General features: G+C 39.6%; 23 protein-coding genes. 11 read left to right on the forward strand and 12 right to left on the reverse strand.

Annotated elements, in window-relative coordinates; translation table 11 throughout:
• Nucleotides 1–33 precede the first annotated feature (33 nt).
• Complete coding sequence (aldA, locus tag QSJ46_RS09390; protein WP_285604637.1) at nt 34–1,500, forward strand: aldehyde dehydrogenase; 1,467 nt, start codon at nt 34–36, stop codon at nt 1,498–1,500.
• A gap of 123 nt (nt 1,501–1,623) precedes the next feature.
• On the opposite strand, the gene QSJ46_RS09395 is transcribed toward aldA, so the two are convergent.
• The gene (locus QSJ46_RS09395) at nt 1,624–1,968 is read right to left on the reverse strand and encodes a winged helix-turn-helix transcriptional regulator (protein WP_285604638.1); all 345 of its coding nucleotides are present in this window, start codon (nt 1,966–1,968) and stop codon (nt 1,624–1,626) included.
• Nucleotides 1,969–2,090: 122 nt separating this feature from the next.
• Here QSJ46_RS09395 and QSJ46_RS09400 point away from each other — a divergent pair, with 122 nt between their 5' ends.
• The 4 genes from QSJ46_RS09400 (at nt 2,091) to QSJ46_RS09415 (ending at nt 5,157) form a co-directional block, all read left to right on the forward strand.
• Nucleotides 2,091–2,672 (forward strand): NAD(P)H-dependent oxidoreductase, encoded by a 582-nt coding sequence (locus QSJ46_RS09400; RefSeq protein WP_047203119.1) that lies wholly within the window; start codon nt 2,091–2,093, stop codon nt 2,670–2,672.
• A 622-nt stretch (nt 2,673–3,294) separates the two neighbouring features.
• Nucleotides 3,295–4,458, forward strand: coding sequence for an MFS transporter (locus QSJ46_RS09405; protein WP_285604639.1), 1,164 nt, complete (start codon nt 3,295–3,297; stop codon nt 4,456–4,458).
• 194 nt (nt 4,459–4,652) lie between these two features.
• Entirely contained in the window at nt 4,653–4,988 is a 336-nt protein-coding gene (locus QSJ46_RS09410; protein ID WP_285604640.1) for a hypothetical protein, read from the forward strand.
• 43 nt (nt 4,989–5,031) lie between these two features.
• A complete protein-coding gene (locus QSJ46_RS09415) occupies nt 5,032–5,157 on the forward strand; it encodes a hypothetical protein (protein WP_254966705.1) in 126 nt (41 codons plus the stop codon).
• A gap of 54 nt (nt 5,158–5,211) precedes the next feature.
• Here QSJ46_RS09415 and parC read toward each other — a convergent pair whose 3' ends face one another.
• The 3 genes from parC to QSJ46_RS09430 form a co-directional block, all read right to left on the reverse strand.
• Nucleotides 5,212–7,650, reverse strand: coding sequence for a DNA topoisomerase IV subunit A (gene parC, locus QSJ46_RS09420; protein WP_285604641.1), 2,439 nt, complete (start codon nt 7,648–7,650; stop codon nt 5,212–5,214).
• A 2-nt stretch (nt 7,651–7,652) separates the two neighbouring features.
• The gene (parE, locus tag QSJ46_RS09425) at nt 7,653–9,620 is read right to left on the reverse strand and encodes a DNA topoisomerase IV subunit B (RefSeq protein WP_048240238.1); all 1,968 of its coding nucleotides are present in this window, start codon (nt 9,618–9,620) and stop codon (nt 7,653–7,655) included.
• 417 nt (nt 9,621–10,037) lie between these two features.
• Entirely contained in the window at nt 10,038–10,451 is a 414-nt protein-coding gene (locus QSJ46_RS09430; protein WP_285604642.1) for a CoA-binding protein, read from the reverse strand.
• Nucleotides 10,452–10,606: 155 nt separating this feature from the next.
• On the opposite strand from QSJ46_RS09430, the gene plsY reads away from it, so the two are divergent.
• Nucleotides 10,607–11,188: a glycerol-3-phosphate 1-O-acyltransferase PlsY gene (plsY, locus tag QSJ46_RS09435; protein ID WP_285604643.1), complete on the forward strand. Its 582-nt coding sequence runs from the start codon at nt 10,607–10,609 to the stop codon at nt 11,186–11,188.
• 97 nt (nt 11,189–11,285) lie between these two features.
• On the forward strand, nt 11,286–11,573 hold the full coding sequence (locus QSJ46_RS09440) for a HesB/YadR/YfhF family protein (protein ID WP_024425145.1): 288 nt from the start codon (nt 11,286–11,288) through the stop codon (nt 11,571–11,573).
• Nucleotides 11,574–11,612: 39 nt separating this feature from the next.
• On the opposite strand, the gene QSJ46_RS09445 is transcribed toward QSJ46_RS09440, so the two are convergent.
• The 7 genes from QSJ46_RS09445 to acnA all read right to left on the reverse strand — a co-directional run bounded on the left by QSJ46_RS09445 (nt 11,613) and on the right by acnA (nt 16,409).
• Nucleotides 11,613–11,924, reverse strand: coding sequence for a hypothetical protein (locus QSJ46_RS09445; RefSeq protein ID WP_039178934.1), 312 nt, complete (start codon nt 11,922–11,924; stop codon nt 11,613–11,615).
• Nucleotides 11,925–11,927: 3 nt separating this feature from the next.
• The gene (locus tag QSJ46_RS09450) at nt 11,928–12,350 is read right to left on the reverse strand and encodes an acyl-CoA thioesterase (protein ID WP_024425143.1); all 423 of its coding nucleotides are present in this window, start codon (nt 12,348–12,350) and stop codon (nt 11,928–11,930) included.
• Nucleotides 12,351–12,457: 107 nt separating this feature from the next.
• Complete coding sequence (gene tlp, locus QSJ46_RS09455) at nt 12,458–12,700, reverse strand: small acid-soluble spore protein Tlp (protein WP_024427090.1); 243 nt, start codon at nt 12,698–12,700, stop codon at nt 12,458–12,460.
• Between the two features lie 14 nt (nt 12,701–12,714).
• Entirely contained in the window at nt 12,715–12,858 is a 144-nt protein-coding gene (locus tag QSJ46_RS09460) for an acid-soluble spore protein N (protein WP_008357830.1), read from the reverse strand.
• Between the two features lie 51 nt (nt 12,859–12,909).
• Nucleotides 12,910–13,035, reverse strand: a complete 126-nt coding sequence (locus tag QSJ46_RS09465; protein WP_003211002.1) for an FbpB family small basic protein — start codon at nt 13,033–13,035, stop codon at nt 12,910–12,912.
• A gap of 74 nt (nt 13,036–13,109) precedes the next feature.
• On the reverse strand, nt 13,110–13,613 hold the full coding sequence (locus tag QSJ46_RS09470) for a TlpA family protein disulfide reductase (RefSeq protein WP_047203113.1): 504 nt from the start codon (nt 13,611–13,613) through the stop codon (nt 13,110–13,112).
• Nucleotides 13,614–13,679: 66 nt separating this feature from the next.
• Entirely contained in the window at nt 13,680–16,409 is a 2,730-nt protein-coding gene (gene acnA / locus QSJ46_RS09475) for an aconitate hydratase AcnA (RefSeq protein WP_039178925.1), read from the reverse strand.
• A gap of 220 nt (nt 16,410–16,629) precedes the next feature.
• On the opposite strand from acnA, the gene sspO reads away from it, so the two are divergent.
• From sspO to QSJ46_RS09495, 4 genes are all read left to right on the forward strand, one after another.
• Nucleotides 16,630–16,776 (forward strand): small acid-soluble spore protein O, encoded by a 147-nt coding sequence (sspO, locus tag QSJ46_RS09480; protein ID WP_047203112.1) that lies wholly within the window; start codon nt 16,630–16,632, stop codon nt 16,774–16,776.
• Nucleotides 16,777–16,792: 16 nt separating this feature from the next.
• A complete protein-coding gene (locus QSJ46_RS09485) occupies nt 16,793–16,939 on the forward strand; it encodes a small acid-soluble spore protein P (RefSeq protein ID WP_003211331.1) in 147 nt (48 codons plus the stop codon).
• Between the two features lie 102 nt (nt 16,940–17,041).
• Complete coding sequence (locus QSJ46_RS09490) at nt 17,042–17,443, forward strand: Hsp20/alpha crystallin family protein (protein ID WP_047203111.1); 402 nt, start codon at nt 17,042–17,044, stop codon at nt 17,441–17,443.
• Nucleotides 17,444–17,705: 262 nt separating this feature from the next.
• Entirely contained in the window at nt 17,706–18,134 is a 429-nt protein-coding gene (locus QSJ46_RS09495) for a DUF2621 domain-containing protein (RefSeq protein ID WP_024427086.1), read from the forward strand.
• Nucleotides 18,135–18,358: 224 nt separating this feature from the next.
• Here the strand turns inward: QSJ46_RS09495 and QSJ46_RS09500 are convergent, their stop codons facing one another.
• Complete coding sequence (locus QSJ46_RS09500; RefSeq protein ID WP_285604644.1) at nt 18,359–18,841, reverse strand: CcdC family protein; 483 nt, start codon at nt 18,839–18,841, stop codon at nt 18,359–18,361.
• Nucleotides 18,842–18,866: the final 25 nt, after the last annotated feature.

Consider the following 18,866-nt stretch of genomic DNA (forward strand, 5'->3'; position numbering starts at 1 on the left):
TTCCTACAATCCAATATTAGGAGGTTTCAGTAAATGAACTCACAAACTAATGTTAAACAATTTCAAATGTACATTAATGGAGAATTTGTAAATGCTAGCTCGGGCGAAGTGATACAGGTGTTAAATCCGGCAACTGAAGAAGTGATTTCAGAAGTGCCAAGTTGTTCTAAAGAAGAGGTTCAAGAAGCGATTGAGTTTGCAGAAGCTGCACAAAAAGAATGGAAAAAGAAACCGGCTGCTGAGCGCGCAAATTATTTAACACGTTTAGCTGAAGAAATTCGAAAAAATAGAGATTTCCTTGCACGTGTCATTTCAGAAGAACAGGGAAAAGTACTTGCTCTCTCTACGACAGAAGTTGATTTTACTGCTGACTACATTGATTATATGGCAGGTTCAGCAAGGACGTACGAAGGGGAAATTCTTCAAAGTGACAGACCAAATGAAAATATAATGATCTTTAAAGAGCCAATCGGGGTTGTAGCTGGCTTTTTACCATGGAATTTCCCATTCTTCCTTGTAGCGAGAAAGGCTGCGCCTGCATTGGTAACAGGGAATACCATTGTCATTAAACCTAGTAGTGATACGCCAAATAATGCAATAGAATTTGCAAAATTAGTAGATAAAGTGGGTATTCCAAAAGGGGTATTCAATCTTGTAACAGGGCGCGGGGGTACAGTGGGAGACGAACTTGCTTCAAATGAAAAGATTGGTTTAGTCAGTTTAACAGGGAGCGTGGATGCAGGTGTAAGTGTCATGAAAGCTGCAGCTCAAAATGTAACAAAAGTCAGTTTAGAGCTTGGCGGTAAAGCACCAGCTATTGTAGCAGAAGATGCAGACATTGATTTAGCCGTGAAAGCAATTGTCGACTCACGTATCATTAATACGGGACAAGTATGTAACTGTGCTGAACGCGTGTATGTTCATGAAAGTATCGCCGATCCATTTATCAAAAAAATGGTCACATCAATGAAAAATGTGAAATATGGCAATCCTCTCGAAGATGAAGGTTTAGATATGGGACCACTTACAAATAAGCAAGCAATAGAATCAATTGAAGCGATGGTAAACCGAGCTGTTGAAGAAGGGGCCCAAGTGTTAACTGGTGGAAAACGTGCAGATGTGACACCTGGATATTACTATGAACCAACGGTCCTCGTGAATGTAAAACAAGATTCAGAAATTGTACAGGAAGAAGTATTTGGACCGGTTCTCCCGATTATGACGTTTAAAGATTTAGATGAAGCAATTGAGCTTGCGAATGATTGCCAATATGGATTAACATCATCTATCTTTACACAGAATTTAGATACTGCGATGCGTGCTGCAAATGAGTTACTATTTGGAGAAACGTACATTAACCGTGAAAACTTTGAAGCCATTCAAGGATTCCACTCAGGTCGTAAGAAATCTGGAATTGGCGGAGCAGATGGTAAACATGGTTTAGAAGAATTTTTACAAACTCATGTTGTTTATTTGCAGCATAACTCAAACAAAAGATAAGAGAAAGCCAACTTAATATTCCATGAGATTTATCAATGTTCTAAGAGTATCTCAAGAGAGATGCTCTTTTTCTTGACTGAATGTACAATCCCTTTTGCCTAAAAGTACAATTTCACTCAACGTCTAACTATTTTTCATTTGTTCTTCCCCCCAATAGCAAATCGCATCTAATACAGGTATCAATGATAATCCCTTTTCCGATAAACTATATTCTACTTTTGGAGGCACTTGAGGATATTCTTTACGATTAATTAATTGATCCGCTTCAAGTTCTTTTAGTGTATTGGTTAATGTTTTAAAAGAGATAACCCCAAGCATTCGTTTCAACTGATTATAGCGAATAGGACCATTGTTTGCATATAAAGCATACAGTACCGTCATCTTATATTTCCCACCAATTAATGATAAAGTGTACCCAAATCCAGTTTCTTTTAGATCAACATGAGCAGTAAAGGATTCTTTAGTCATTTTACACTCTCCTTTAGGTTAGTATCGCACTTTAATTACCGTACTTGTAGTACGTTATAGCATACAATAAAATGAATGTACATCAAAATATGATGAAAATAACAAAAAAGGGTGAATGAATAATGAAAACGATTGTCTATGCACATCCTTGGGATGGAAGCTATAATCATGCTATTTTGACTTCCATTACAGAAAATCTAGAAACAAACAGAGAACCATTTCAAGTGATCGATTTATATAAAGATGGGTTTAATCCCGTTTTTTCAGCTGAAGAATTGAAGTATTTTCATAAAGGAGAAACGCCTGATCAATTAGTTAAGGATTATCAAAAGAAATTAAGTCAGTCAACTGAATTAATATTTATATTTCCTGTCTGGTGGTGGGATTTACCTGCTATTTTAAAAGGATTCATTGATAAAGTGATGTTAAGAGGTTTCGCATTCTTGGAAGATAAAAATACCGGTGCTTTGAAGGGCTTATTGACAAATATAAAAAAAACAACCGTGATCTCGACATCTACAACAGATAAGGATTATATAGAATCTGAAGCTGGAAATGCGATTCAAAGCGTTTTTATTAACAGAACTCTTGCTGACTTGGGACTTAAAAATGAAGACACCAAATGGATTCATTTTTCGAGAGTTAACTTAACAACAGATGAAAAGAGGAAGATGTTTTTAAAAGAAATAGCCCAAAGTATTTAATTTACTGTAGCAGTCAATAAGGAAAGACACAACCTTTACGACTGATTTAATTTATTGAGAAGGTGGTAGAGGTTGTGAAATTAAATATCGACACTCAAATATGCGTTCTCATTCATTAGTTTACATAATATATATTCTAGGAAGTTAAACAACAAACGAATTTCCTTTGTCTCAAAACTAAGTATACTTATCTTATTGAGACAAAAAAAGAAAAAATCAATTTTAAATTGATTCATCTAAATGCTTTGATGATATTCGCGGGATTTCACAACCATAACCAATTCGTTACAACGTTTTTTGTCACAACAACGCCAGATGCTATGAGCTTTGCTATCAAACGTTCAATTATAGCTCAGTCCAGTTGGTGTTCGATTGTGTCTGTTTACCAAATCAATGCTTTTTACGTTCTAATATGTCAAAACATCTAGTCCAACATTACACTTGAAAAATGCTCATTAATCATTGTGTATCCATTAATTTCACCTCTCACCAAAAGAAATTTCTTTTGACTAACATTTTTTCATCACGTTCCTCCCTCCTATTATTTACGAATCAGCAAGTCTCATTTATAATCGAGTAGATTTGTTCAATAACATATATATCTTTAAATGTGAGGGATTAGATGGAATTAAAGTGGTATAAGGCAATTATTGTGATCTTTACGATGTCTGGAATCTCCATTTCTACATGGTTTTCACGGACACCGGAAGTTAGAGATTTATTACAAGCAAACACAGGAACAATGGGACTTATTTTACTCGGTTTATCTGTTGGCTCAATTGTTGGGCTTGTTCTTTCAAATGTATTCGTCCGCAAAAAAGGCGGTCGAGTGGCGATTGTGATCAGTGCTTTTTTGATGTTCCTTGGATTCACTACTCTTGCCATTGGTTCAACGCTCTCTTCTATCTTTGTCGTCACTTCTGGTCTTTTTCTTTTTGGAGCAGGCTCTGGCATGTGTAATGTAGCGATGAACTTAGAAGGAACAGAGATTGAGTACAGCATCAAGAAAACCATTCTGCCTATATTGCACGCTTCCTTTAGCATTGGGACGTTAATTGGAGCAGGTGCTGGTATTCTTTTTATCCATCTAGGGGTTTCTGTATTGATGCACCTTCTCGCTATTGCCCTTCTATTCTTCCTTAGCATATTGGTTTGTACACGGTTTATCCCGCATGGGACAGGAAAAGATCAGCATGAGAAGCAGTCTGAGCCTACTCAAACAGCATGGCTGAACAAACGAACGATATCTCTTGCGATGATCGCCTTATGCCTTGCGTTTGTCGAAGGCTCGGCCAATGATTGGATTCCACTTGCAATGGTGGATGGCTATCAAGTTTCACATTCCATGAGTACGGTCATCTATGCTTTATTTTTGTGTGGCATGATTAGCGGCAGACTGATCAGCCGACGATTGATTGATCGTTTTGGCAGAGTGTTATTGCTAAGAGTGGCCATTTTATCAGCAGCTACCGGACTATTCTTAGTCATTTTAAAAATTTCACTTGTTGTATGTATGATATCGATCTTTTTATGGGGACTTGGCGCATCTTTAGGCTTTCCGCTGACCATTTCTGCAGCTGGCGATGATAGCCGGTACGCTGTCAAACGCGTCAGTATTGTGACCTTATCTGGTTACACAGCCTCCCTTTCCGGCCCTCCTATTTTAGGGCTGCTTGCTAATCAAGTTGGACTGCTTCATGCCTTTATCTTTGTTCTATTTGCCATATGTATTGCAGGAATCTTTACTAAAGCTGTAGCAAAACCACATTCATTACAAACTCACTAAACGTGTCTGATCCTTGATCATGGCACTTTTTTTAAATTTAAAAAATAAAATTGAAACCTTTCATGAAGTGAAACAGTCCTATAGATGTCCTGATGTTTATCGCTTTTTTAAAGAGGGAAAGTAAAAAAATAAGACTTTTCAAATAACTGAAAACGTGGTAAGATCATGAAAATAACCAGGAAGGGGTGAGAAAAATGAAAAAAGATATGCTATTAAAATTAGGTGTTTTGTGCATAGCACTTGCAAGTTTTCATTTGTTCTCAATGCCTCATTCCGTTCAGGTGTACCATCATGCGAAGGTGGTTGCCGATCAAGAATCACATGAAATGAAAATCGTCCAGACAATGGGCGATGAAAAGAAACAAAAACATGTGAGCGCAGTATTTGCCGCATTTACAGCACTGCTGATTATTGGCAGTATGACAGCTGGATTTGCGCGCATCACTCATACTGATCGATTTGACCGGAAAAAGAAGCATTTACTTGCAGTGTTCTATCAATCTTCTTATTTCCGACAAGCTCGTGTTTAACCCAACCATCTAAATCAAAACAAAAATTGGGAGGTTTTACACGATGTTATTTTTCTTAAGAATTTTCATTCTAGGTCTATTCTCTGTCACTTCACTTTCTCTTTTCGTTTACCAAGGAATTGAAGTAGTTCATGCCATTACAAGCATGTTTGGCAACCACGAGAGCTAATTCACCTGTATATAAAAAGAAACCCCCTGCCAATCGCAGGGGGTTTTCGTTTGCTTATTTATTATCATCTGGTGCACGTTCAGGTGTCAAAAGGACATGAGTCACTTCTCCCTGCTCTTCCTCATCTACAATAAATGACCCATTGCTATAGCGGTCATTCGCTCTTAAAGTAGAAATATCTAGTGGAATCGTTGTGCCTTTTTCGGTATCTATCTCAAGTGTATCGTGCAACGCTGCAGCGATCACAGCCACAATACGGTGCGGGTTTTTCTTTAACTCTCTCAGCATAAGAACTCCGCGTTTCGCTCTTGATGTTTTATCAAATTCAGAGAGGTTCATTCGCTTTACAGCCCCTCTTTGTGTCGTGAGCACAAGCACATCGTTCTTCGGATCAATGATCTGGCCAGAGACTACCTCGTCCCCTTCCTTCAAGTTGATACCTTTGACACCTGCCGCTCTCGGTCCAACAACACTTACTTCTTCTTCATCAAACCATAAACCGTAACCATTTTTCGTTGCAATAAACAATTCCTGCTGTCCTGATGTGACATGAACATCTACGAGTTCATCGTCACCTTTTAGATTCAAGGCGACAAGCGGTTTCGAATAACGCTGCGCTTTATATTGAAGAAGCTCTGTTTTCTTCACCATTCCACCTTTCGTAAAGAATAAAAGATATGACGTTTCATCAAATTCTTTTATTGGAATGGCTTTTTGGATTGATTCCTCGCGATCAATCGAAATGATATTCGTAATATGCTGTCCCATGTCTTTCCAGCGTATATCTGGCAGCTGGTGAACAGGACAATAAATGTAGCTTCCTTTATTCGTAAACAGCAGAAGAACATCCGTTGTATTCATTTCAAACTGATGAATCAAACGGTCAGTATCTTTCATGCCAAAGTCCTTACCATTAGATGCAGCATAGGAGCGCTGGCTTGTTCGTTTGATGTAACCATCCTTCGTGACTGTCACGTAAACATCCTCAGATGCGATCATCACTTCAAGGTTAATCTTAATTTCTTCGATTTTTTCCTCAATCACGGATCTTCTCTCATCAGCATATGTCTTTTTAAGCTTTTTCAAGTAGTTTGTAATGACCTTCAGCAGCTTTTTCTCGTTCGCTAAAATGTCTTCAAGTTCTGCGATGCGCACATCAAGCTCTCTTGCTTCGTCTCTTAATTGCGTAATATCTGTATTCGTTAAACGATATAACTGGAGTGAAACAATCGCTTCTGATTGTGCTTCTGTAAAATCATATTTCGCCATCAAGTTGTTCTTGGCATCTCGCTTATCATTAGAGGAGCGGATTGTAGCAATGACTTCATCTAAGATGGAAAGTGCCTTAATTAAACCGTCGACAATATGGTGGCGTTCCTTCGCTTTTCGAAGCTCGTACGCTGAGCGGTTCGTCACCACTTCCTTTTGATGGGCAATATACGCATCTAGTACAGTTGTGAGCGTCATTAAGGTCGGTCTTCGATTATGTATCGCTACCATATTAAAGTTATACGGGATTTGCAGATCTGAGTTTTTATATAAGAAATTCAGCACACCATTTGCATCTGCTTCTTTTTTCAGCTCTACTACGATTCGAAGCCCAGTACGGTCTGTTTCATCTCGGACCTCTGAAATACCTTCTACTTTTCTTTCAATTCGGAACTCGTCCATCTTTTTGACAAGGTTGGCTTTATTCACTTCGTAAGGAATTTCTGTGATCACGATTTGCTGGCGTCCGCCGCGGATGGTTTCAATCTCCGCTTTTCCGCGAATCATAATCTTCCCTTTTCCTGTTTCATACGCCTTCTTAATACCGTCGACACCTTGGATGATACCGCCTGTTGGGAAATCCGGCCCCTTAATGACCGTCATTAAATCCTCAACCGTACAATGCGGCTGTTCAATTCGTTTAATGACACCATCAATGACCTCTCCCAAGTGATGCGGCGGGATATCAGTGGCATACCCAGCTGAAATCCCTGTTGATCCATTCACAAGAAGGTTTGGGAACATCGCTGGTAATACAACTGGCTCTTTGCTTGTATCATCAAAGTTTGCAACGAATTCGACTGTTTCCTTGTCTAGGTCCTTTAAAAGCTCTGAAGCAATGGCAGACAGCCTTGCTTCCGTATAACGCATGGCAGCAGGCGGATCTCCATCGATACTCCCGTTATTCCCGTGCATCTCAATCAGCACATTTCGTACTTTCCATTCCTGACTCATTCTCACCATCGCTTCATAGACAGATGAGTCTCCGTGCGGATGATAGTTACCAATCACATTACCAACTGTTTTAGCGGCTTTACGGAAGTTTTTATCCTGCGTATTTCCTTCTGCGTACATCGCATATAAAATTCTTCGTTGTACAGGTTTTAGTCCATCACGTGCATCTGGAAGTGCACGGTCTTGGATAATATATTTACTATAGCGGCCAAACCGGTCGCCGATTACTTCTTCTAATGGTAAATCATGAAATCGTTCTTGTTGTGCCATGTTTAAACCTCCTCAGCTAGCGACAAGTTTTCATTTTCAAGAATGTTGCTTTCCTCATCAAGTCCAAAGGCGACATTCTTTTCAATCCATTTACGGCGTGGTTCTACTTTGTCCCCCATAAGAGTTGTGACGCGGCGTTCCACACGTGCAGCATCATCAATTTTGACCCTGACAAGTGTTCTCGATTCTGGATTCATTGTCGTTTCCCATAGCTGGTCGGCATTCATTTCACCTAACCCTTTGTAGCGCTGAATCGTGTACCCTTTTCCAACTTTCTTCAATACGTCATCCATTTCTTCATCAGACCATGCGTACTCAATAATCTCTTTTTTCCCTGAGCCTTTGCTGACTTTATATAAAGGCGGAAGTGCAATAAACACTTTGCCATGCTCAATCAGCGGTTTCATATAGCGGTAGAAGAATGTCAAGAGAAGTACTTGAATATGCGCTCCATCCGTATCCGCATCTGTCATGATCACGATTTTGTCATAATTGATGTCTTCTACATTAAAATCGACACCAACGCCTCCACCGATTGCATGAATAATGGTGTTGATTTCTTCGTTTTTGAAAATATCAGCAAGCTTTGCTTTTTCTGTATTGATGACCTTTCCGCGCAGCGGCAGCACCGCTTGAAATTTACGGTCACGCCCCTGTTTTGCTGACCCGCCCGCTGAGTCACCCTCTACTAGATATAGTTCGTTTCTTGCCGGGTTTCTAGATTGAGCAGGTGTTAATTTTCCGCTTAGTGTTGCTTCAGACTTTTTCCGTTTCTTGCCGCTCCTCGCTTCTTCACGGGCTTTTCTAGCAGCTTCTCTTGCCTGCTGCGCTTTAATCGCTTTTTTCACAAGAAGAGTGGCTGTTTCACGGTTTTCTTCAAGGAAATACGCAAGCTTTTCAGAAATAACAGCGTCAACAGCTGAGCGAGCCTCACTTGTCCCAAGCTTTCCTTTTGTCTGTCCTTCAAATTGAAGCAGCTCTTCAGGAATTCTGACAGAAATAATAGCAGACAGTCCTTCACGAATGTCAGTGCCTTCTAAATTTTTGTCTTTTTCTTTTAAAAGAACTACTTTACGTGCATATTCGTTAAAGGCTCTCGTCATGGCCGTTTTGGCACCAGACTCATGTGTTCCGCCATCTTTTGTTCTGACGTTATTGACGAAGGAAAGGATATTCTCCGAGTAGCCATCGTTAAATTGAAAAGCAAAATCTACTTCAATGGACTGATGCTCTCCTTCAAATGAGACGACTTCACTTAGAACATCTTTTTCTTCATTTAGATAAGCAACAAAGGCTTCAATGCCTGTCTCATAATAAAACGTTTCTTGTACATCATGCCGTTCATCGATCAGCTCTATTTTTAACCCTTTTAATAAAAAGGCAGATTCTCTTAAACGCTCTGATAATGTATCGAAATTATAGGTCGTGACACTGAACATGGTAGGGTCCGGCTTAAAATGAATCAGTGTTCCCGTTTTTTTCGTTTTTCCGACTTTTTCAAGTGATGTGACAGGTTTACCGCCGTTTTCAAAACGCTGTTGATAAATAAACCCGTCACGTTCAATCGTGACAGTAAGCCATTCTGACAGCGCGTTCACAACCGATGCCCCAACTCCGTGAAGTCCACCACTTGTTTTATATCCGCCTTGACCAAATTTTCCGCCTGCGTGCAGGACCGTTAAAATGATCTCAGGTGTCGGTTTTCCAAGCTTATGCATACCAGTAGGCATTCCTCGTCCTTTATCTTGGACAGAAATGCTGTTATCTTTATGTATTTTGACAATGATATGATCTCCATGGCCAGCGAGTACTTCATCGACAGAGTTGTCTACAATCTCATAGACAAGGTGATGAAGACCGCGTGAATCCGTAGACCCAATATACATCCCTGGACGTTTACGGACCGCTTCAAGTCCCTCTAGCACCTGAATAGAATCATCGTTATAATCTACTTGCTGCTTTTTAACCAAATGCTTAATCCCCTTTCACTAACAAACATAACCGGCTAATCATCAAATGATCTCTCTAGATTTTAATGATGATCATGCTGCTCATTACTGTCCACTTTAATAAGCTGCATCATCACCATGCATGTGTGATTCACCAATACATGCTCTTTTGCACAGCTATGAGAATCATTCTACATTCTGCAATCAGAACTAGAAGTCCATTATAAACAAGACTGTTTCATAAGCCAAATGCAATCATATGATGGTTTTAGCAAAACAGAACAAGTGTTCTATATTTATCTTATCGCTCTTTTTCTCGATATGCAAGGCCGCCGATATGTCCCTGTCGCCTTATTTTATCGCTTTCTTCTAGAATCGCAAATATATTTCTGCAACAAAAAAGCAAAAATCCTTGAAAAACCAAGGATTTTTGACGAATTAATGAGTTTTTGTCATTGCATGAGCCACCTTGATACATAAATCCATGATGGCGACCTTGCCATTTTCCTCAATCAGCCTTTTCGCTTCATCGTGATATATGCCTTGCTGCGCCCAAAAAACAGGTGCGTCTATTTGGAGAAACTCTTCTGCCACCTCTGGCAAAAACTCTGAACGTCTAAAGACATTGACGATATCAACAGGCTCTTTTATGTCTTTTAAAGAAGCGACTGCTTTCACACCGAGTGCTTCATTGATTGTTGGATTCACTGGGATGATTTCATAACCGGCATTCTGCATCGCTTTAGACACCATATAAGACGTCCGGTGCGGTTGATCTGATAATCCAACAACAGCAATTCGTTTACTGCTCTTTAATATACGGCCAATTTCTTCTTTCGTAGGATTGTTCATCCAGACACTCCCTTTTCCTCTATTTTAGCGAATTTCTGCTTAAAAACAAAGCTGAATCCATCTGCTTTCGATTTTTTCAAAAAAAGTTCCCCATGTTTTTCACAAGATCATGTTAAAATGTAAGACAAGAGGGAGAATATAAAGGAGTTATGCAGATGTTAATTGCTTTGATGTTTATTTTGGCTTATCTTCTCGGCAGTATTCCATCCGGTCTCATTGTCGGGAAAGCTGCAAAGGGAATCGATATCCGTGAACATGGCAGCGGAAATCTAGGTGCAACGAATGCATTTCGTACACTCGGCGTAAAAGCAGGGTCTATTGTGATTACTGCTGATATCCTAAAAGGGACGCTTGCTTCAGCTTTACCGTTTTTCATGCAGCTGGACATCCATCCCTTATTAGCAGGAGTTGCTGCTGTTATCGGTCACAGCTTTCCTGTCTTTGCAAAATTTAAAGGGGGAAAGGCAGTCGCTACATCAGGCGGTGTGCTGCTATATTATGCCCCATTCCTATTTATCACGATGATCGCTGCTTTTTTCTTATTTTTATACATTAGTAAATATGTTTCACTATCATCTATGCTGACCGGTATCTATACATTCATTTACAGCATATTCACCAAAGACCTATTCTTAATCATTGTTGTTGCCGTTCTTGCTGGCTTTGTGATTTACAGACACATCGCCAACCTCAAACGAATTCTCAACAAAACTGAACCGAAAATCAAATGGCTCTAGCCGTTTCATCCATTTAAATATGTGGTAAAAGTAAAGAAAAGCTGTTTTTGCATCCTGCATTTTAAAAACAGCATGACTTCAAAAAGGGGCGATCACATTGAAATTAACAATAAAAGAAGATGCACTCAATTGGTACAAGGATGAATTAGATTTAGAAAAAGGTGATCAAGTTCGCTTTTTTGTGAGATATGGCGGGTGCAGTAATGTACAAAAAGGCTTTTCTCTCGGCGTCGCAAAAGATGAACCTCAAAATGCCGGCGCAACCGCTGAAATAGAAGGTATTACTTTCTTTATTGAGGAAAGTGATATTTGGTACTTTGACAACCATGATCTGCATATTGATTATAACGAGTCCGTGAAAGAACCAGAATTTCATTATGAATAAACAAAAAAGATACCTCATCCCTCGGGTATCTTTTTTGTTTTACACTTCAATATATAGCCCATACTCTTGAATGTTTCCTAAAGACCGTTCCTTTTGCAGAATTCTTTTTTGCGGCTCACCGATCAAGTCAAAGTGAGGAAACCCTTCGCGGTCATGAATCCATTCTTTTTTTAGTCCATGTCTTTCTCCCCACTCAACTAACCGCTTCATATCCTGACAGGCTGCTTTTGTGACGGTATTGGCATTTGGAAAACGGTCATCGAGCCAGTAGTGTGTTAAAAAAGCAACTTTTCCTTCCTGGACAGCTGTTTTCCAAGCGTTTAAATCGCTTCGTTTAATACCAAAAGCCATAAATTAAACCTGCTTCTTCGACTGTTCATATACTTTATGCCAAGCAGGAAAGGCTTTTCTAAATTGAATAGGTCTAAAGGTGTCTTTATCTACACAAATATGTGAGGTTGTCCCTGTAATCGCTGTTTGTCCATCAGGTTTTTGAATTTCATAGCCATACACCGTTTTGACACCATTATATTCTTCAATCCATGTATGAACGGTTGCTGTTTCACCATACAACAATGGTTTTTTATATTGAACCTGCAAGTCTATAACAGGTGCAAGAGCACCGTCTGCTTCTAGCTGCGCATAGGAAAAACCTAATTCTTTAATCAATGCTGTTCTGCCGACTTCCATCCAGATTAAATAATTGGCATGATATACGATGCCCATTTGATCTGTTTCTGCATAACGGACTTCTATTTCTTTTTTGGATACATACACGTTTTCATCGCTCTCCTATCAAAACCTAAGGTCTGTCTCTGCCATTTTACCACATTCCAAATGGTTCTTCTAAAAAGAGGCAATAAAATAAACCAGGAATCCCTGGTTTATTCAGTATAGCCATTCTTTCTTGCTGCTTCTTCGTCTTTGATCTCAGAACGCATCGCGTCAATACTCATTTTGCGGTTTTCGTTTTTTTGTTTGATCATTTGCTTTTCTGTCTCTGTCGAAACGGACATCGCTGCTTCAGATTCATCGATATTGTCAAGTGTGTTCTCGATCATATCTTGCAGCTTTTCAACATTATCAGATCGATCATCTGGATTGGATTGATATGACTCGTTATTCATGATGATTCCCCTCCTTATTCGCCCTTTGTCTGTATCACATCTGGCTGTTCATTTGATTTATTATGCATCTTTTTACCTTTATTCCGTTTGTATGCTACAGGTTTTGTCCCTAAATGGTCTGGTGTAAACTGCGCTTGTTTATCATGCTCTCTACCCATTATTCATCCCTCCCTCTTCTTTAGGATGAACGAAAACGGATAATTCATGACTTATTTTTGTCTAAATCGTTCTTCCAACTTTTCTTCGAGCTGGTTTAAAAATTCCTCATTGCTTAATAATTCTTTTTTATTTTCAAGCACAAGCTCTTCAAATGTGCGTCGTTTTCTTCTTCTCATTCCACTCACCTCCATATATGTATGATTACATTTTCGCCAAAACATTTGGAAAATAAGCAAAAAGAGCTGAATCATTATAGATCCAGCTCTTTTTCAATTTCTTTTTTTGTCAGCATTTGATGCTTCACAGACATGATACGTCCTTTTTCATCTAATATGTAGGTCGTTGGGTATGAAAGAACCTGATATCTTGCTTGAATGCCTTTTTGGTCCAATAAAACAGGAAAGCTCAGCTTTAATTCTTTTGTGAATGCTGCCACATGATCCACACTCTTTTCAGTGGTCGTCAAATTCACCGCTAGTACTTCAACTTGGTCATTTTCGCTCCTAATTGCGTCTAGATCCGGCATTTCTGTCCTGCACGGCTTACACCATGTCGCCCAGAAATTGACGAGCACCTTTTTCCCTCGGTAATCAGATAACGAGGCGGTTTTGCCGTCAAGGGTTTTTAGTTCGAAATCAGGGGCTTGATCCCCTTTTTCAAGACCGATTGCGGGCTCTTTTGGCCCAAATAAATTCCACGCAAGTAAACCAATCAACACAAGTAAAACAGCGCTTGCCATTCCTTTTTTCCACATGATTGATCCTCCACTATTTTAAAAAAGAAGAGAAAGCTGTTGAATCGCCTTCTCTTCTTTGCTGTATTAGTTGCTTGCCAATTTTTCGCGAAGTACCATTTGAAGGATACCGCCATGACGATAGTAGTCAATTTCAACTTCACTGTCAAAGCGAACGACCACTTCAAATGTTTTCTCGTTGCCATCTGTGTCAATTGCTTTCACAGTGACGAGATCACGCGGACGAACTGTTTCGTCAACATGAACTTCAAATGTTTCTGTTCCTGTTAGACCATGAGTTTCTGCACTTTCTCCGTCTTTAAACTGCAAAGGAAGTACGCCCATGAAGACAAGGTTACTTCTGTGGATACGCTCAAAGCTTTCAGCTAGAACAAATTTAATTCCAAGAAGGTTTGTTCCTTTTGCAGCCCAGTCACGTGAAGAACCCATTCCGTAATCTTTACCTGCTAAGATCGCAAGACCTGTTCCATCTTCTTTATAGCGCATGCATGCATCATAAATGGATGTCACTTCACCAGTTGGCCAGTAAGTTGTATAGCCGCCTTCTGTTCCTGGTGCAATTTGGTTCTTAATACGGATGTTTGCAAAAGTACCTCTCATCATGACATGGTGGTTACCACGGCGAGATCCATATGAGTTAAAGTCTCTAGGCGACACGCCTCTTTCTTGCAAGTATTTGCCCGCCGGTGTGTCCTTACCAATCGCTCCAGCAGGAGAAATATGGTCAGTTGTAACAGAGTCACCGAACTTCGCAACTACGCGCAAGCCTTTAAGTGGTTCAACTTTACCAGGTTCAACTGATAGGTTTTCAAAGAATGGCGGGTTATCAATGTATGTGGAATTTTCATCCCATTTGTACAATGCATCATCCGTCGTTTTAATTTCATTCCAGCGGTCATTGTTGTCAAAAACAGTTTCATACTCTGAACGGAATAGCTCAGGTGTGACAGTGCTTTTAACGACGCTGTTGATTTCGTCCATTGATGGCCAAATGTCATTGAAATAAACGTTTTCGCCATTTTTATCGACACCGATAGGATCTTTTGTTAAATCAATATTCACCGTACCTGCAAGTGCATAAGCCACAACTAATGGTGGAGATGCAAGGTAGTTCCCTTTCACAAGTGGATGGATACGACCTTCAAAGTTACGGTTACCTGATAAAACAGAAGTGATCAGCAGATCATTTTCAGAGACAGCATCTTCAATTTCTTTCTCAAGCGGTCCTGAGTTTCCGATACAAGTTGTACAGCCATACCCTACAATGTTAAATCCGAGGTCTCTTAAATATGGAAGAAGTCCTGAATTCACAAGGTATCCTGTTACAACTTTAGAACCCGGCGCTAGTGACGTTTTCACGTAGTTTGGCACTTTCATACCAAGCTCACTTGCTTTCTTCGCGACAAGACCTGCTCCGATTAACACGTATGGGTTCGATGTATTCGTACAGCTCGTAATGGCTGCAATCGCAATCGCACCTGTCTTCATCACAGCTTTTTCACCGTTTGCAAGATCAAATTCGATTTGTTTATCAAGCTCTGATTTATCTAAGCCAAACCCTTGGTTACCAGCTGGGCTTTCGATGTGTTTATGGAACGTCTCTTTCATTTGAGAAAGTGGAATCAAATCTTGTGGACGTTTAGGACCAGATAAGTTTGACTCAATTTTAGAAAGATCAATTTCCACAACATCAGTAAAAATTGGTTCTTCTGCATCTGGCGTATAGAATAAGCCATTTGCACGAGAATATTCTTCAACGATATTAATTTGCTCTTCATCACGTCCAGTAAGGCGAAGGTAAGCAAGCGCTTCTTCATCTACTGGGAAGAATCCACAAGTAGCACCGTATTCTGGCGCCATGTTCGCAATTGTTGCACGATCTGCTAATGGCAATTGAGCAACACCCGGTCCGAAGAACTCAACGAACTTGTTTACTACGCCTTTTTCACGAAGGACTTGTGTGACTTTTAATGCAAGGTCAGTTGCAGTCGTTCCGTTTGGAAGCTCTCCAACTAATTTAGCACCAATAACTTCTGGTACTGGGAAGTATGAAGGCTGACCAAGCATACCAGCTTCCGCTTCGATACCGCCAACGCCCCATCCAAGTACACCGATACCGTTAATCATCGTTGTATGAGAGTCAGTTCCAACTAATGTATCTGGGTATGTGATGATCTCGCCATCTTCTTCAATTGCATGAACAACACTTGCAAGATACTCTAAGTTCACTTGGTGAACAATTCCTGTTGCAGGCGGAACAGCTTGGTAGTTGTTAAACGCTTTCTTTGCCCAGCTAAGGAAGTTATAACGCTCTGCGTTACGTTCGAATTCTAAATCCATGTTAATGTTTAATGCATCTTCAGTTCCAGCTTTATCAACTTGTACTGAGTGGTCAATAACAAGGTCAACTGGAATTTCAGGGTTAATTTTATCCGGATCCCCACCTACATCTGCCATTGCTTTTCTTAAAGAAGCAAGGTCAACGACGGCTGGTACACCCGTGAAGTCTTGTAAAATAACACGAGAAGGTTTAAATGGAACATCAATTTCTTTTACCTCGGCAGTTCCCCATTTTGCCAAGTTTTCAACGTGTTCCTTCTTGATCACTCTACCGTCTACTTGGCGAAGCACTGATTCTAAAAGTACCTTAATGGAATAAGGCAGCTTAGAAACATTTCCGATTCCTTGTTTCTCTAGTGCTTCTAACGAATAATAGTGATACGTTTTCCCATTTGTCGAAAACGTTTTTCTAGATTGAAAAGCGTCTTGTTTAGCGACTTGCTGCTGTTTCGACATGTCCAAAATCCCCCTTTTGATGATCAAGATCAATTTCAATTCTCAGAAAAATCGTCGTATTTCACCACAATTTTCTCACAATTTCATCTTAAAACAAATTCATACATAAGTAAATAACAATGCTTTTATTAAATTCAATAAGTTTAACTTATCATTAGGAAATGATTACTCTTCATAAACGAAGCGCAGCGGGTTCATACTACAAATGAGGTGAAAGAACATGACAAAACGTAAAGCAAATCATGTCATTGAAGGCATGAACGCAGCCAAAAGCCAAGGTAATGGCGCAGGCTATACGGAAGATGATCAACTCGTTTTAACAGAAGAACAAAGACAAAACAATAAAAAACGCAAAAAGAATCAATAAGAAGGAGCCAAACATCATGACGAATAAAAACACAGGGAAAGACATCCGTCAAAACTCTCCTAAGGAGCATCAAGGCGGTCAGCCTGAGCCGTTATCAGGCAGTAAAAAAGTGAAAAACCGCAACCATACGAGACAAAAGCACAATTCTCATCATGATATGTAATCTTTCCCCTCTCATCCCGTGACCACACGGGATGTTTTAGGTCTTTCACACATTTCCATTTTCATCATATGATTTATTATGAGATGTGATGGAGGAGTGTTTATGGAGAATGAAAAGCAATCGAATTCCTCTGATTTCCTTGAAATAGATGATTGGCTCAATGTTTTAATGGATGATCCATTTGCCTGGTATGATGAACACCTCCCAATTGATCTTTATGAAACAAGCCGTGATTATATTATCGAAATCGATGTCTCCACCTTATCGATCACTGATGTAAAGCTGACCTTCGCTGGACATGAGCTGACGTTGACTTACACAGTACAAAAGCCAAACGGTGAAGGCGAACAGCCAATTGAAAAAAGCGTGATGCTCCCTTTTTATTTAAACGACAAAGACATTGAAACAGATTATGAAAACCAAATCATATCGATAAAAATTAAAAAATGTTCCGACCATCCAAGCGGTGCATTTTCCTTTCAAATCCCGCACTTCAAACATTAAGAGCCCACCTTCATATAGGTGGGCTCTCTTCCCGTTCGTTTCAAGTCAATACCTTTTGCGAACCACCATGGCCAAATAGTAGAATCGCTATATGATAATGTATTCTTTTTCTACTAATCGGTTTGGGTCATTCTAGTAAATGGGCGGCTATCAATGAAAAAGGGCGTTTATAGAGATAATAGACATACATTTTTGTTATTTTCTTCTATCCTCTCTTCATGTAATATAAAATAGAGAGATAAGGGGTATAAGGAGTGAGAACATGTTAAGCGGCTGGTTTTTGTGGTTCATTTTATTTTGGGGTACAGTGATGATCGGATTACTCGCAATCGGTGGCTTTTTTATGTTTCGCAAATTTTTAAAACGATTGCCAAAGGAAGATGGGAAATCAGAGCTTGATTGGCAGGATGAATATATTCAAAAGAGCCTTCACCTATGGCGGGATGAGGACAAACAGCTGTTAAATGAACTCGTATTACCTGTTCCAGAGCTGTTTAGAGATGTTGCTAAAGAGAAAATTGCGGGTAAAATTGGCGAGCTGGCATTAAAAGAACAGGCTGCCAGCATTAATTTAGACTTAATCATTCGCGGCTACATTATGGCTACACCAAAGCGGGATCATAAGTTTTTATTGAAGCGCCTTCAAGAAAAAAACATCGATCACTCGCCATATGAATCGTTATTAAAATAACCTCCTTTATTAAAAGGAGGTTTCAGCGTGTAGACAAACCCTCGCATTCGGTGTCAGGTCTGCGCGCCGATGCTCACGAATGTCAAATTCGCTCCGCTTCGGTGCTGGTCCTTCCTAGACTGCAAAGGTTTTCTATCACGCTGAAAAGAAGACAAAGGGCTAAAATAAAAGATCATTTTAGCCCTTTGTCAACAATATGTAACCTCCTTTTTTAAAAAGGAGGTTTAATTCATTTGAATCTGCTGCGGATCTAATTGTTTAGACAGCTTTCTAAACGACAAATACATAGCAACCCGCCAAGGCACGATCATGCCAAAGGCAAGAATCCAAAACATTCCGCTTAATGAACCATAATTAATAGAAGAACTTAGGATGGTCTTCATTCCGATACGAAGGACAAGAAGTCCAATGAGAATAAACACAAATGCTTTTGACCGCTTTAAGTAAATGTCATTGCCTCTAATTTCAAACTTCGATGTTTTAATTAAAAATATAGAGAAAAACATCCCCACTGTGATCGCTTCTAGAAATTCAGCTCCAGTTACCCGAAACATAGGAACAAAAAACATCAGTGCGCCAGTGCTCATGAAAATAGGAGGTAAAATAATTTTTTTCGCAGTTGCAGGTTTTGCAGATGACTTAATGCGAATAAACATGACGGCCACCGCCATACATATCGCTATTATAGAAGAGATCAAGATCATCATATCAAATCATTCCTTTATTCTTTAA

Source organism: Bacillus sp. YKCMOAS1 (assembly GCF_030268125.1).
In the GTDB taxonomy this organism is placed as follows: Bacteria; Bacillota; Bacilli; order Bacillales; family Bacillaceae; genus Bacillus; species Bacillus safensis.

Bases quoted from the DNA above. Each gene is read 5' to 3' on its own strand.
- QSJ46_RS09410 (WP_285604640.1), top strand. From the start codon at position 4,653: ATGAAAAAAGATATGCTATTAAAATTAGGTGTTTTGTGCATAGCACTT.
- QSJ46_RS09470 (WP_047203113.1), bottom strand. From the start codon at position 13,613: ATGTGGAAAAAAGGAATGGCAAGCGCTGTTTTACTTGTGTTGATTGGT.
- QSJ46_RS09485 (WP_003211331.1), top strand. From the start codon at position 16,793: ATGACGAATAAAAACACAGGGAAAGACATCCGTCAAAACTCTCCTAAG.
- QSJ46_RS09395 (WP_285604638.1), bottom strand. From the start codon at position 1,968: ATGACTAAAGAATCCTTTACTGCTCATGTTGATCTAAAAGAAACTGGA.
- tlp (WP_024427090.1), bottom strand. From the start codon at position 12,700: ATGAATAACGAGTCATATCAATCCAATCCAGATGATCGATCTGATAAT.
- QSJ46_RS09495 (WP_024427086.1), top strand. From the start codon at position 17,706: ATGTTAAGCGGCTGGTTTTTGTGGTTCATTTTATTTTGGGGTACAGTG.
- parC (WP_285604641.1), bottom strand. From the start codon at position 7,650: ATGGCACAACAAGAACGATTTCATGATTTACCATTAGAAGAAGTAATC.
- QSJ46_RS09445 (WP_039178934.1), bottom strand. From the start codon at position 11,924: ATGGCTTTTGGTATTAAACGAAGCGATTTAAACGCTTGGAAAACAGCT.
- aldA (WP_285604637.1), top strand. From the start codon at position 34: ATGAACTCACAAACTAATGTTAAACAATTTCAAATGTACATTAATGGA.
- acnA (WP_039178925.1), bottom strand. From the start codon at position 16,409: ATGTCGAAACAGCAGCAAGTCGCTAAACAAGACGCTTTTCAATCTAGA.
- sspO (WP_047203112.1), top strand. From the start codon at position 16,630: ATGACAAAACGTAAAGCAAATCATGTCATTGAAGGCATGAACGCAGCC.
- QSJ46_RS09500 (WP_285604644.1), bottom strand. From the start codon at position 18,841: ATGATGATCTTGATCTCTTCTATAATAGCGATATGTATGGCGGTGGCC.
- QSJ46_RS09490 (WP_047203111.1), top strand. From the start codon at position 17,042: ATGGAGAATGAAAAGCAATCGAATTCCTCTGATTTCCTTGAAATAGAT.
- QSJ46_RS09430 (WP_285604642.1), bottom strand. From the start codon at position 10,451: ATGAACAATCCTACGAAAGAAGAAATTGGCCGTATATTAAAGAGCAGT.
- QSJ46_RS09415 (WP_254966705.1), top strand. From the start codon at position 5,032: ATGTTATTTTTCTTAAGAATTTTCATTCTAGGTCTATTCTCTGTCACT.
- QSJ46_RS09460 (WP_008357830.1), bottom strand. From the start codon at position 12,858: ATGGGTAGAGAGCATGATAAACAAGCGCAGTTTACACCAGACCATTTA.
- QSJ46_RS09400 (WP_047203119.1), top strand. From the start codon at position 2,091: ATGAAAACGATTGTCTATGCACATCCTTGGGATGGAAGCTATAATCAT.
- QSJ46_RS09465 (WP_003211002.1), bottom strand. From the start codon at position 13,035: ATGAGAAGAAGAAAACGACGCACATTTGAAGAGCTTGTGCTTGAAAAT.
- QSJ46_RS09405 (WP_285604639.1), top strand. From the start codon at position 3,295: ATGGAATTAAAGTGGTATAAGGCAATTATTGTGATCTTTACGATGTCT.
- plsY (WP_285604643.1), top strand. From the start codon at position 10,607: ATGTTAATTGCTTTGATGTTTATTTTGGCTTATCTTCTCGGCAGTATT.